Source organism: Pseudoalteromonas aliena SW19 (genome assembly GCF_014905615.1).
GTDB lineage: Bacteria > Pseudomonadota > Gammaproteobacteria > Enterobacterales > Alteromonadaceae > Pseudoalteromonas > Pseudoalteromonas aliena.
Map to the genome: position 1 here is coordinate 377949 of NZ_AQGU01000027.1, position 13022 is coordinate 390970.

Sequence of the window (13022 nt, forward strand, 5' to 3'; positions counted from 1 at the left end):
TAACAGGACCTTTATTTATGGCATATCCACAAGCCGTGTTGGCTCAGCCAGTAAGTGCTAGCCTTGAATGTACATCTCATGATGCATTAATCATTATCAGTGATGATTTTTCTCAATTACCAAACAATCCACTACGAGATGCTGTTTTAGCACAATCAAAAGTTGATTCTCGTATTGGTAAGCAAATTACTTTATTAGTAATTGAAAATAAAAGAGTGATTCTTGCGCCAACGGGTCCTTTAAATAGAGATTACGACGACGTACGCCGTTATTTTGATGCCGCTAAACTTGCAATTAACGAAGCGAAGGCGTCGGGCAGTGTTAATCCTGCATTATTTTTACCAAACTTAAATGCTGATAGCCGTTACCAACATGCGCTGGAAGTTGCTTATTTAGGTGCTTGCCAAGCATTGTGGCAGCCGTTAGAAGCACGTGAGTTTCATGGTGAGAGTATTGAACCTATAACAAATATCGGTTTAGTTGGCGCAAATGAGCAAACAATTAACGCTGTTAATGCAATTGCAGCAGGTCAATACGCTGCACGTGATTTGTGTGGTACTGAGCCTGAGCGTATGGCTCCACCACGCTTTGCTGATTACTGCGTTGATTTATTTAAAGGCTCAAATATTGCCGTTGACGTGATTGATGATATTGCAGCGATTGATAAAAATTACCCAATGTTAAGCACTGTTGCTCGTGCATCGTACGCTGTAGAGCGCCATCATCCACGCGTTGTTAAGCTTGAATATGTACCAAGTGGCGAAATTACGCGAACACTTATGTTTGTTGGTAAAGGCCTGGTGTATGACACAGGTGGTGCCGATTTAAAAGTAGGCGGTTATATGGCAGGTATGAGCCGCGATAAAGGTGGCGCAGCATCTGTTGCGGGCTTTATGAAAGCCGTTGCTGATTTTCAGCCTAAAGGCGTTAAAGTCATCGCTTATTTAGCCGTTGTTCGTAATTCTATTGGTTCGGATTGTTTTGTACCAGATGAAATTATCACTAGCCGCGAAGGTATACGTGTACGTATTGGTAATACCGATGCAGAAGGGCGCTTAGCAATGGGCGACTTACTTAGTGAAATGAAAGATTTGGCTAAGGGTGAAATCAATCCAACGCTATTTACTGTGGCTACATTAACAGGCCACGCAGCTCGTGCAATGGGACCTTATGGAGCTTATGTTGAAAATGGTCCTGCTCGTAGCGCTGGTATTTCACGTCAAATAGCTGACTGTGGTGACCTATGGGCCGATGGCGCAGAAGTATCGCGCTCACGCCGTGAAGATTACGACTTTATCAAACCGCGCACACTTGCTGACGATGTACTCTCTAGTAATAACGCAGCGTCTGCAGTTACTGCGCGTGGGCATCAATTTCCGATGGCATTTATGGCTATTGTTGGCGGATTAGATAAGCATGGTAACGACTCTGAACAACCTCTGCCTTATGTACATATGGATATTGCGGGTAGCGGTGTTGAAGGTGGTGATTGGCAGCACGGTAAACCAACGGCTGCATCAGTGACGAGCTTATTTGCTCTTTATTGTTTGTAGTTGTAAACCAGCTTTAATTTAGCACGTAAAAAAGCCCTGTTTTCAGGGCTTTTTATTATTTAAAAATCAATCTAACTTAAATCGTTTAACAACAGTTGATAGCGATATGCTACTTTGTTTTAGCTTATTACTAGCGCCTGTTAGCTGTTTGGTATTATCAAGCGATTCGCTTGTTGAATGGGATAAGTCGTTAATACGTAAATTAACCTCATCGGCGGCTTGTGTTTGTTGCTCTGTAGCGCGTGCTATCTGGCTATTCATTTCAGTGATCACTGATACCAGTCTTTCTATTTCATCTAGTGAAGTATTTGCTGACGATGCTTGCTCAACCGTTGACAGTGAAAGCGTTTGGCTTGATTTTACAGCTTCTACAGCGGCTTTAGCACCTTCTTGTAATTTTGTTATCATTGTTTGAATTTCATCAGTGCTTTGCCCTGTGCGACTCGCCAGTGTTCGTACCTCATCGGCAACAACAGCAAAACCTCGACCGTGTTCGCCCGCACGTGCAGCCTCTATTGCAGCATTAAGTGCCAACAGGTTTGTTTGCTCCGAAATGCTTCGAATCACATCAAGGACCGAACCTATGTTATTACTTTCGTTTGCTAAATCCTCAGTAACGCGGCTTACAGTTTCTATATTAGTCGAAAGAGTTTTTATTGCGGTAATCGTTGTTGCCACCACACTTTTACCTGTTGATGCATTATGAGCGGCCTCATTTGCAGCTTGTTCAGCAGCTTCAGCATTACGGCTCACATCGTGTATTTGGTGAGTCATTTGCTCCATAGCGGCAGCGACTTGCGTTGAGCTATCGTTTTGAAGCTCAATAAACGAATGACTCGTTTTACTTGATTCGTCAACAGTATGTGCATGCTCGCTTACATCGTACGCACTTTGCGAAACATGAATAAGCGACTCTCGCATTTTCAATATAAATAAGTTAAAAGAGTGAGATAACTCTGAAATTTCGTCATTACCAGACTCATTTAGCGTACGTGTTAAATCGCCTTCTCCTTGTGAAATATCTTTCATCATATCGGCAGCTAAGCGGGTTGGAGTTAAAATACTCTTACCTATAAAGTAGCTAAGTAAAATAACCGCAGTAATCATAATGATTGCACTGATGACTATTAGATTACGTTGTTCGCTAAATGCCTCATCAATCGAGTCAAGGTACACACCCGAGCCAATGATCCATTGCCATTGGTTAAACCCTTTTACAAACGCAATTTTATCAACTGGCTGCTCTTTTCCGGGCTTAGGCCATTTATACGGTATAAAACCTTCACCATCACGCTTAACTATATTAACCATATCAACAAATAGTGTTTTACCGTCGGGGTCTTTATTATTTGTTAAGTTTTTACCATCTAGGGCTGGTTTAATAGGATGCATTACCATATTTGGTTGGTAATCGTTTATCCAAAAGTAGTTGGTTTTGTCGTACCGAAGTGCACTAATTGTATGTAATGCTTGTGACTGTGCTTGTTGTTGAGTGAGTTCATTATTCTTCTCAAGCGTATAAAAGTGCTCAATAATGCTGTAAGCCGTTTCAACTACATTTTGTGTTTTGATATGTTGTTCGTTTTTAAGTGAACTATATTGATGAGTTAAGCTTGATATACTCAATACAACAAGTCCAATTACCACAACACCTACTAATAAATAAAAGCGTTGAAATATACTAAAGCGGCGTAGGTTGGGCATACATTCATCCTCGATAAGTGCGCACTGCAAGTGCATATAATAAGCATAGTTAAAAAGAAAGTTAAATCTATGCTTAGCACTCTATAAGACAAAAAAAAGGCTGATTTATCAATCAGCCTTTAGTCTACTTTTCAAATTTTCCAGTTATTCAACATCAAAATGACGATTAAAGAAATTTGTAATGGTTTTATGTAAATGTGTTTGCACTTGCTTACCGCGTAAGCTGTGTTTAGAGCCTGGGTAGGTCATCATTTCAAACTGCTTTTCGTTATCTTGCAATTGTTTAAATAGCTTTGTGGCATGGGTAAATAAAACGTTATCGTCAGCCATACCGTGGTAGATCATCAATGGGCCTTTTAAGCCGTCTGTATATGGAAAAACAGCACTGGCTTCATAGCCTTTTGCGTTTGTGTCAGGGTGTCCTAAATAGCGCTCAGTGTAGTGCGTATCATACAATGCCCAATCGGTTACTGGAGCACCCGATACGCCGGCTTTAAAGTAGTCACCTGCTTTAAACATTGTCATAAGCGCCATGTAACCACCGTAACTATGACCATATATGCCAATACGTTCTGGATCTACATAGTCAAGTGTGCGTAAAAACTCTACGCCCTTAATTTGATCGGCAACTTCCACTACACCAAGGTGTTTATAAATCGCATCTTCAAACTTTTTACCACGGTTGTACGAACCACGGTTGTCCAGTTGAAAAATTACATAACCTTGCTGCGCCATGTACTGAAAATACAAATTTTTACTACGCCAGCTATTCGTCACTCGTTGGGCATGCGGGCCGCCGTATACGTTAACAATAACAGGGTGTTTTTTACCATCAGTGATGTTACTAGGTTTGAATAAACGGTAATGCATAACTTGGCCATCATCGGCTTTAATTGTGCCGTATTCTGGTTTTGTTAAATCGTTTAAATAAGGGGTAAGCGGGTGGTTGCTATCAAGCTTGTTTTCTTCAAGCCATGTAATAAATTCGCCGTTTACTTTGCGAAGCGCTGCAGAGTTTGGTTTATTATCAGACGAGCTATTATCGATAAAAGTTTTGCTGTCTTTTGCGAGCACAACATTATGGTACTGACCTTTTTCGGTGATACGTTTTGTATTACCTTTTTTAAATAAAGAGGCGCTGTATAAGTGGCTTTCAAGAGGCGTGTCTTTACGAGCAGCAAAGTAAACAATGCCTTTGTTTTCATCAATGCCTTTTAAGCTATCAACAGCCCAATCACCAGAGGTAATTTGGCGAACAAGTTGACCGTTTGTGCGATACAGGTATAAGTGTTTAAAACCGTTGCGCTCAGACGCCCATACAAAGTGTTTTTTGTCCTTTAAAAATTCAAGGTCAAAATGTAGGTTAATCCACGTTTCGCTATTTTCGGTCAGTGCTACTTTTTGTATTTTAGTTTCGCTGTTATAAAAACGAAGCTCTAATTTATGTTGCGAGCGGTTTTGCCATTGGTACGACAATGTATTGCCGTCTTTTAGCCATTTGGCACGTGCAATATAAATGTCTTCGTCTTTACCTAAATCAATCCAATCTACTTGTTGATCGTTTAGCTTAACAACACCAAGTTGAATTTTTACGTTATCGGTACCTGTAAACGGGTAGCGTTGATTGAATAATTTCACTTCATCAGCGTAAATTTCGTTACGGATAGCTTCTTTTACGGGTGTTTCATCAACACGGGTATAAGCAATTTTAGTTTCGTCCCCAGACCACCAGTAGCCCGTCATACGGCTCATTTCTTCTTGTGCAACAAATTCGGCCATGCCGTTTTTAATTACACCGCCGCCATCTTTACTAAGCTGAATTTCTTTACCTGAATCAAGCTCTAAAGCGAATAGGTTTTGCTCACGAATAAACGAAACATAATTCCCTTTAGGTGAAAAGCGTGCATCGGTTTCAAATGTTTCAGTATCGGTTAACTTTTTACTTTTAGCAGAGGCTAAATCGTAATAGTAAAGGTCGCCGTTCAGTGGAAATAACAGTGCGCTGCCATCTTTAGACCATTTATATTCAAGTATGCCTTTACCAAAAATACGTTGGCGTTCGCGGCGCGCTTTTTCTTCATCGGATAAGTTTTCTGGGCCTGAAAATAACTTTGCCGAATCAACCAATATACGGTTAGTGTTATCTTTTAGGTTGTATTCCCATAAGTCATAGCGGTTATAGTCATCGCTCTTACCTTGTAAATAAGTTACGCGACTACCATCAGGAGAAAATTTAAGTTGTACAGGGGATTTACCCGACAAGCTCGGATCGTCAAAAATACGCTCCAGCGATAAAGGTTTTGCTTGAACACTAATAGCGCCAACTATTAGTGGCATAGCCAGTGAAAGATGTTTTATTTTTTTTAGCACAAGGTTGCCTTAGCTTATTATAAATAGTGCTTTGAATGGTAAAGCCAAGCGTGTGCAACTGCAACTAAATGCTATAAAGTAGCCATTATTAAAGACTAAGTAGGACATAACCATGACTAACCCTGTATTCGAATTAGCGCCGGAGCTTAAACGTGATTGTATCGAGCTTGCCAACTGGCCATTGTGTAAAGTGCTTTTATTAAACGACAGCCAGTACCCATGGTTTGTATTAGTGCCTAGGCAGCCTAATTTAAAAGAGATTATTGATTTATCTGAAGCTGATCAAATTGTGTATTTAAAAGAGTCAGCAAAACTCAGTAAGCTACTAATAAAAGTTTTTAACCCCGATAAGCTAAATGTAGCGGCTTTGGGTAATATGGTACCGCAATTACATATTCATCACATAGCACGTTTTAAAAGCGATAAGGCATGGCCTGCGCCTGTATGGGGCAAATTTTCTGCTGTCCTTTATACTGATGAGCAAATAGTAAAATTAAAAACCTATTTTTAATAGCGGTTAATAATATAAATGAGGAATAAAATGAAGCTAATCAATCAACTTTGTACGGGTTTATTTATTGTCGCGTTATCAGGTGGGTACTTTGCTGTTGCAACTGAGCAGCCAGTTAACGCTGAAATTATTAAAAAGACAGCTATAAAAAATTTAGTCGAACATAGCAATCATGTTTACTCGGCGGCACAACCTAGCGCTGAACAAATTAAGTTGCTATCGCAAGCGGGTGTAAAGCACGTCATAAACTTACGCTCCTTTAGTGAACAAACGTGGGATGAAGGTGAGTTTGTACGATCTCTAGGAATGAACTATCACGCATTACCGATCGCAGGTGCGCAGGATGTTACAGTTGAAAATGCGCGTAATTTAATAAACTTACTTAATGAGTTTAAGGGTGAATCGATTTTAGTGCATTGTGCAAGCAGTAATCGAGTTGGGGCATTGATGGCAATTTCTGCACATGAGCAGGGTCTTGATGTAGAGGCTGCGCTCGATAAAGGAAGGCGCTGGGGTATGAAAAGCCTAGAGCCTGTAGTGCGCGAAGTGGTAAACGATAAATAATACCAATTTTTTTAAAACATGATCATTCTAGCGTATTAAATAACTCACTAACTACGTTAAAAATTATTTATATAGAACAACTATGTATCATAATTTTAGCCTTGCTATTGCGCTATTTTCTTATCGCTATAATAGATCACTAATTTAATGCAATTGGTATAATAAAAAAGCGTTACAGTGTTTGCTGTAACGCTCTTAAATTATCACCGTGCTAGGTTATTTTAAACCTAGTACCTCTTTACCTTGTTTAAACGTAACATCTACAGGAATATTTGCTTGGCTTAATTTTTCTAAGTCTTTAGCAAGTTCTTCTTTAATGCCGCCATGAGTTGCAATTAGCTGATCAACTTTTTCGTAATCGCCATCACCTTGTAAGGTTAAAATTAGACGAGAAAGCTTAGCCATTGCCATACTCATTTTTTCCATATTTACGCGGTATAAACCCGCTTCATTTTTAGAAAAAGCGCCTTCTTGAGCAAAAAAGTTAAAGCGGATCATATTTGCTTTACCATGTGCACTTGATGCACCAAAGCGCACAGAACGAAATATGCCCGCCATGAAGGTCGTGTAATAATCTTCAATAGTTCCTTCTGTAATTTCGCCCTTTTTAAGTAATTGCTCAATCATGTACAGGCCTAAAATATCGGCTTTGCCTTCTTCAAGCGCACTTGCATGCTCTTGTAGTGATTGGCGAACAGTTCCTTTGTCGGTAATCGTATTTTTGATGCCTAAACCATGCGCTACTTCATGAAACATAGTGTTGGCAAAAAACGCATCAAAAGTAATATGTTTACGTTGCTCAGAAACAATAAGTTGCTCTGAAATTGGCACTAAAATTTTATCAAACTTAGCACGCATTGCGTTTTTAAGTTGTAGACGACGAGTCCCTTTTTCTAGCTGAACTTGCTCATCGTTTGGTAGATTAATGGCAATTGTTTTACTGCCTGCGTTGGAATGGCCAGCATAATAAACAACATCATATGCATTTAGGTCGGCATCAGAGCCTGGCACTTCTTGTTTGTATTTAGCATCTACAGGTAAGTCTTTTTGCAGCTCAGGTAAAAAGGCTGCAAATTTAGCTAACCGTTCACTCCATTTTAAATCTTTAATTAACACATAGGATTCATAAGCAGCGCGGTAACCAAATAATTGATCTTCATAAGTTTCTATAGGGCCAATAACCACATCAATTGGGTTATTCTTCATGTCCATCCAAGCAAAATCAGAATTTTGGAAATCATCTTTTTGCAAGGCATCGGCACGTAGGTTTAGGTAACTTGCAAATTCTTTATCATCAGCAAGTTTACTTGCTTCGCGAAGAAGGTCCGCTGCTTTTGCAAGCTCAACAGCATATTCTTTAGAATAAGGGACGCTGTAAAGTTTGCCTTGCTCATCACGCTTAATAACTGAGTAAAGCCCCGTTTTATCTTTAACGTCTGCGTTGTTTAACTCTTCTTTAGTTATGTCGGCAGGGTAAAACTGCGCACCAAGTGGTTTTTCTTTATATCCTGATAAAAACGCTTCATCACCATTTAAACGATCCCATGGGCCGTAGTTAATATCTGCAAATAGGCGTATTTTTTCATCGTTTAATTTAGCTAAAAAAGTATCTTTACTCTCACCAAATGCTTGTTTCCAAAATAACTCATCCATTATTTTTGAAGCATCAATAAGTTTCACAAGCATCGCTTTTTGGTTATCACTTAAATGTGATAAATCGCTTTGCAGGCTAAAATCGGTATAGATATCTAAACGCTGTTTGTCTGCATTAATAAGCGCTGGAGTCATTTGCTTATCTGCAGCACTGGTTAGTTTTTCTGTTTTTGCTGTGGCGTTGGTTGATGAGGGGGCTTGCTCTGAACATGCACTAAGAAAAACAACGCCAGAGAGTATAATTGCTTGGCTAATTTTATTTAAGATCATTATATTGCCTGTTAAAAAAGTAAATTTAATAATGTGTGAGCGCTAATAAAATAACAAAAAGTATGTACGCTTCCCTATTGTGATGCATTAAAGCAAAACTAAATGGCAAATAGCAAGTATTAGGCGTTGTATGGTTAATTGTGCAGATGAAAAGAGGTGAATAAAATAAATATCTATAATTTCCTTAACTTTAACGGTAAGTTAGACAATACTTATTGTATTACCACTGCTATAAAAATTAATTGTCGAGGCTTGCAGTTATATTATAACTAAAGAACAAAAGGATGACCGCTCTATGTCTACAGAAAATGCACTATTAACGATTTTAGTCGATAGAATAAATAACGATACGCTTGTTTTACCTACGTTGCCAGAAGTGGCCGTTAAAGTTAGACAGGCGGCTGATAACCCTGAAGTAAATTTAACTAAAATGTCAGATGTTATTTCACAGGACCCTGCTTTATCTGCCCGTATGATTAAAGTTGCAAATAGCGCCATAATGGGCCGTTCAGTGAAAGTATCTAATTTACATCAAGCTGTAACGCGCATTGGATTGCGTCAAATTAAAAATATTGTAACAGCTATGGCTATGGAGCAGTTATTCGTTTCAAACAATGAGTTGATCAAAGGATACATGGGTAAGGCGTGGCAAAAAACGTTAACAGTTGCGTGTCATTCAATTTCATTAATGGAGTTTTATTTACTAAATAATAAACACACTTCATTAAATCGTGATTCAATTACGTTAGCAGCGCTTGTTTATAATATTGGTGTTTTGCCTATTTTGACTGAAGCTGAACGTCATCCTGAAGTCTTTGCTAATCCTAGCTTTTTAGCGCATGCAATTCAAAAACTCAGTGGCAAAGTCGGTTCTTCTATAATGAATGCATGGGAGTTTCCTGATGAGTTTTCTGACGTTGCATTGAGCTGGGCCGATCCTGCGTATAAACCAGAAAAAATCAGTTATGTAGATTTTATTCGAATAGGTGCCATATTAGAGGGAACACTGCAGGTTTCGGATAAATCTGCTGCGTTACAAGTGTATATTGATAAAGGTGTTATCTCATCAATGGAGTTATTTTCTAGCGATGAATATAACGATATGCTCGATGACGTAAAAGAAATGTTTAGCTAACCTGAACTCTGGTTAAGAGATTTACTAACGTATTGAATCATGTTGATATTTAAGGCCTGTTTATCTTTCGAGGTTAAATTTGCAGCAGTGTGTTTGGTATTTAAGCAAGGCAGAGCCTATGTAGTGTGGTTATTCCCCATAAATAGGCGATAACGCAGCATAAATGCCAAACATGCGCTGCCCTTGGGTTCTGCCTAGGGGCAATTTACTCTTTGTTGCTCGGTTTTTACTTAGCCCACTAGGTTACAAACCTCACGTCGCGATTAAATCGCCCCTAGATTGAACAAATTTTAATCCTGAAAGGTCAACAGGCCCTAGTTTTATTTTCTCTAGCCAGAGATTTTCAGTGAAAACAAGGCGAATTTACGCGTCAATAGCGGGCCTATTGCAAGTAAATTCAACGCATTAAAAAAGCACGATTAAATCGTGCTTTTTTAATATTCAACTGGTTATGGTTTAACTAAATCGTCAGCATCACCTAAACCTTGTGTAAGTTCTTCTAGGAGCTGTTTGATCTCTTCTGATGAGAGAATGAAATCTGCGTCTAGTTTTACAGCCATATCTTCTTTAGGGATATCAGCATTTTCTTCTTTTAACGTTTCTGAATAGCTTAAACGCTTAATCGAACCGTCGTTTTGCAGCATGAACTTAACGCGCTCTTGCCAATCAAGTGCAAGTTTAGTGACGCGTTTACCACTTTCAAGATGCGATTTTACTTCATCACACGATAGGTCATGGCCTTTAAGTTTAACTTGTGCGCCGCTGTCATCTGCTTCTTCAAGCTCAGCGTCAGAACCTATAGCAAAACCTTCTGGCGTACTGAAGTTAGTTAACCAATCAGTTAAAAATACATCTAAGTCGTAATTAGCAAAAGCAGGAACTACAGGAAGTGTCCCTAACGATTTACGCAGTAGTGCAAGTAGTTCTTCAGCTTTATTAAAACTGCCACTGTTTACTACTACCCAGCCATTTTCTTGATCAATAAATGCAAACTGTAGGCTCGACTTTTTAAATGCTTGTGGAAGAAGGGCATGAAGGATATTTTCTTTCAATTCATCTTTTTCTTTTTTCTTAACAGGGCGATTTTCTTCAGCTTCAATTAAATCGACTTTTTCAGCAACAAGTTCGTTGATAACTGATGCAGGGAGAACCTTTTCTTCACGCTTGGCGCAAACTAAAATACTTTTTTGTGAAAAATGCGAGAGCGTATCACCGTGCTTTCCAAATGCCTTAGTCCAGCCAAATGTAGAAAGCTCTTGGCCTGTACATGGACGAAATAAATCTTGCTCTAATGCTTTATCGAAATCTTCTTGAGTGTACGAAACATCTTGTTTAAAGCGGTAACAAATAAGGTTACTAAACCACATGGGGATTGATCCATTTGAAAAATTTGTTCAATCATAACAATAAAATCAGTATCTCGAAATGACTGATTTTATTGTTATGACGATTTAATCTTGATTAAATATAGGCAAAGGCTTTTGCATGTTTTTGGGGAATTTAATTACATAACTTAAACCTTCACCAGTATTACTGGTGGCTTCAATTGAGCCGCTTAAAGTTTGTTTTACTAGATTGAGCATAATGTGAGTACCAAGCCCACTACCGCCCTGATCTCGCTTAGTTGTAAAAAATGGATTAAATAGTTTTTCGAGTTGCTCGCTCGTTACTCCATTACCATTATCTTTATAATTAATGATTAAATCGGTTTCGTTGCTGGCTATGTTTATATCTATAATGCCGTTGTTTTTTCCTTCGAAACCATGAATCAGCGAGTTCATGATTAAATTAGTAAAAATTTGACTTATAGCGCCCGCAGGTAAATTTAAGATTAGATCCTCGGGACATGCGAGCTTAATTGAGTGCGCTGTTTTTTTTAATTGCGGGTGAAGTGAGCGAATAACCTCATTGATGTAATCTTTAAAATTAATCGTTCTGACCGCTTCACTTGCCTGATCAACTGCAATTTGTTTAAAGCTGGCTATTAATTCAGACGCTCTGTCTAAGTTTGTCGTTAGCAAACTGGTACTTTGCTTCGCATCGTTAATAAAGTTTTCGAGCACTTTAGGTGAAAGAGTTTTTTCTTTATAAGCAACATCTATCTGATTTAGGCGCTCTTGTAAAAATGATATAGCAGTTACTCCAATACCGATTGGGGTGTTAATGTCGTGAGTTATCCCTGCAACGAGCCCGCCAAGTGCAGCCATTTTTTCGGTGCCAAGTAAGCGCTCTTGAGCAAGACTTAATTCTTCTACATAACGCTCTAATTCAGTTTGTTTTGTTAGTAGTTCTAGTTCGGTGCTACGGCGTAAATCGATTTCATCGGTGAGGACAATTTTTTGTTTTTCGAGCTCGTATTTTTGTTGTTGTAAATCCATCATAGCTTGGCTTAAGTTTGATGTTTTGCGAGCTACATCTTGCTCTAATTGAACATTGTGTTGATCTAGTTTTTCATTACTAATAATGAGCTCTTTTTGTGCGAGCTCTAACTCTTTGCGATATTGAACTACTTTATCGATAAGTCTATTGAATGATTTTTCCATAACTTTGAGTTCGTTATGCTCATCGGTTTCAATTTCAATATGTTCACCTTCGAGTTCATCAAGTTCTAAGTTTTCTATTTGATCGGTTAGTTGGGCTAAGGGATCTGTAAGCAGCTTTCTAAAAGCCATTAAAAAGAGAATAATTAAAAAAGTAGTTTTAATCATTGCATTGCCAATTAAAAAGTAAATTGACACCATAATGCGGCTAAAAACAACTTCTCGACTAGAAAAAAGCGTAACGTCACCAACTTGAGTTGCGCGTCCTGAAAATTCAAAAATAAGCGGGAAGGTATACCCAAATAAACCTGATTTGGCGTCTTCAAGAATAACTTCTTCTTGTACCAATTGTTGGCTATATAGTTTGTGTATATCGAGAGAGCGACCAAGTTGCGAGATTATTTCACCACTATCATCGCGCACAATTATGCCTTCAATCATAGGGATCGCTAATAGCCCCTCAGCAGTTGTGATGGTTTGTTTGGTATTTAATTCCCAAATTGCTCTAGTTAAACTGCGGCTGAAGGTTTTTTGTAACGTTGCTAATTCGTCTCTAATATAATCTTTAGTATTGACGTACTCAGCAATAACTTGCCCGCAAGTGACCACAAATGTCAGCAAAAAATAGACTGATAGCACGCTAGTCAATAACTTTTTAGAAAGGCTTTGTTGTAACATGAGTGTTCAGTTATTCCTTTGTTTAGACTATATTTATTTATTTA

Annotated in this window: 9 protein-coding genes; 4 read left to right on the forward strand and 5 right to left on the reverse strand. The window is 38.6% G+C overall.

Features of this window, described 5'->3' with window-relative positions; translation table 11 throughout:
• Nucleotides 1–17: 17 nt before the first annotated feature.
• Nucleotides 18–1553 carry a M17 family metallopeptidase gene (locus PALI_RS15110; protein WP_193156346.1) on the forward strand — a complete coding sequence of 512 codons (1536 nt, stop codon included), beginning with the start codon at nucleotides 18–20 and terminating at the stop codon, nucleotides 1551–1553.
• A 66-nt stretch (nucleotides 1554–1619) separates the two neighbouring features.
• Here the strand turns inward: PALI_RS15110 and PALI_RS15115 are convergent, their stop codons facing one another.
• Nucleotides 1620–3257, reverse strand: a complete 1638-nt coding sequence (locus PALI_RS15115; RefSeq protein WP_193156347.1) for a methyl-accepting chemotaxis protein — start codon at nucleotides 3255–3257, stop codon at nucleotides 1620–1622.
• 144 nt (nucleotides 3258–3401) lie between these two features.
• Nucleotides 3402–5627 (reverse strand): S9 family peptidase, encoded by a 2226-nt coding sequence (locus tag PALI_RS15120; protein ID WP_193156348.1) that lies wholly within the window; start codon nucleotides 5625–5627, stop codon nucleotides 3402–3404.
• 112 nt (nucleotides 5628–5739) lie between these two features.
• On the opposite strand from PALI_RS15120, the gene PALI_RS15125 reads away from it, so the two are divergent.
• A complete protein-coding gene (locus tag PALI_RS15125) occupies nucleotides 5740–6138 on the forward strand; it encodes an HIT domain-containing protein (RefSeq protein ID WP_193156349.1) in 399 nt (132 codons plus the stop codon).
• Nucleotides 6139–6168: 30 nt separating this feature from the next.
• Nucleotides 6169–6702: a fused DSP-PTPase phosphatase/NAD kinase-like protein gene (locus PALI_RS15130; protein WP_193156350.1), complete on the forward strand. Its 534-nt coding sequence runs from the start codon at nucleotides 6169–6171 to the stop codon at nucleotides 6700–6702.
• Nucleotides 6703–6918: 216 nt separating this feature from the next.
• Here the strand turns inward: PALI_RS15130 and PALI_RS15135 are convergent, their stop codons facing one another.
• A complete protein-coding gene (locus PALI_RS15135; RefSeq protein ID WP_193156351.1) occupies nucleotides 6919–8625 on the reverse strand; it encodes a dipeptidyl-peptidase 3 family protein in 1707 nt (568 codons plus the stop codon).
• A gap of 295 nt (nucleotides 8626–8920) precedes the next feature.
• Here PALI_RS15135 and PALI_RS15140 point away from each other — a divergent pair, with 295 nt between their 5' ends.
• Nucleotides 8921–9760, forward strand: a complete 840-nt coding sequence (locus PALI_RS15140) for an HDOD domain-containing protein (RefSeq protein ID WP_193156352.1) — start codon at nucleotides 8921–8923, stop codon at nucleotides 9758–9760.
• Between the two features lie 449 nt (nucleotides 9761–10209).
• On the opposite strand, the gene rdgC is transcribed toward PALI_RS15140, so the two are convergent.
• Both rdgC and PALI_RS15150 read right to left on the reverse strand, forming a co-directional pair.
• Complete coding sequence (gene rdgC / locus PALI_RS15145; protein ID WP_182702854.1) at nucleotides 10210–11127, reverse strand: recombination-associated protein RdgC; 918 nt, start codon at nucleotides 11125–11127, stop codon at nucleotides 10210–10212.
• An 84-nt stretch (nucleotides 11128–11211) separates the two neighbouring features.
• A complete protein-coding gene (locus PALI_RS15150) occupies nucleotides 11212–12978 on the reverse strand; it encodes a sensor histidine kinase (RefSeq protein WP_193156353.1) in 1767 nt (588 codons plus the stop codon).
• Nucleotides 12979–13022: the final 44 nt, after the last annotated feature.

What these genes read in the sequence shown, in the direction of transcription:
- PALI_RS15125 (WP_193156349.1), top strand. Translation starts at nt 5,740, where the DNA reads ATGACTAACCCTGTATTCGAATTAGCGCCGGAGCTTAAACGTGATTGT.
- PALI_RS15110 (WP_193156346.1), top strand. Translation starts at nt 18, where the DNA reads ATGGCATATCCACAAGCCGTGTTGGCTCAGCCAGTAAGTGCTAGCCTT.
- rdgC (WP_182702854.1), bottom strand. Translation starts at nt 11,127, where the DNA reads ATGTGGTTTAGTAACCTTATTTGTTACCGCTTTAAACAAGATGTTTCG.
- PALI_RS15140 (WP_193156352.1), top strand. Translation starts at nt 8,921, where the DNA reads ATGTCTACAGAAAATGCACTATTAACGATTTTAGTCGATAGAATAAAT.
- PALI_RS15115 (WP_193156347.1), bottom strand. Translation starts at nt 3,257, where the DNA reads ATGCCCAACCTACGCCGCTTTAGTATATTTCAACGCTTTTATTTATTA.
- PALI_RS15150 (WP_193156353.1), bottom strand. Translation starts at nt 12,978, where the DNA reads ATGTTACAACAAAGCCTTTCTAAAAAGTTATTGACTAGCGTGCTATCA.
- PALI_RS15135 (WP_193156351.1), bottom strand. Translation starts at nt 8,625, where the DNA reads ATGATCTTAAATAAAATTAGCCAAGCAATTATACTCTCTGGCGTTGTT.
- PALI_RS15130 (WP_193156350.1), top strand. Translation starts at nt 6,169, where the DNA reads ATGAAGCTAATCAATCAACTTTGTACGGGTTTATTTATTGTCGCGTTA.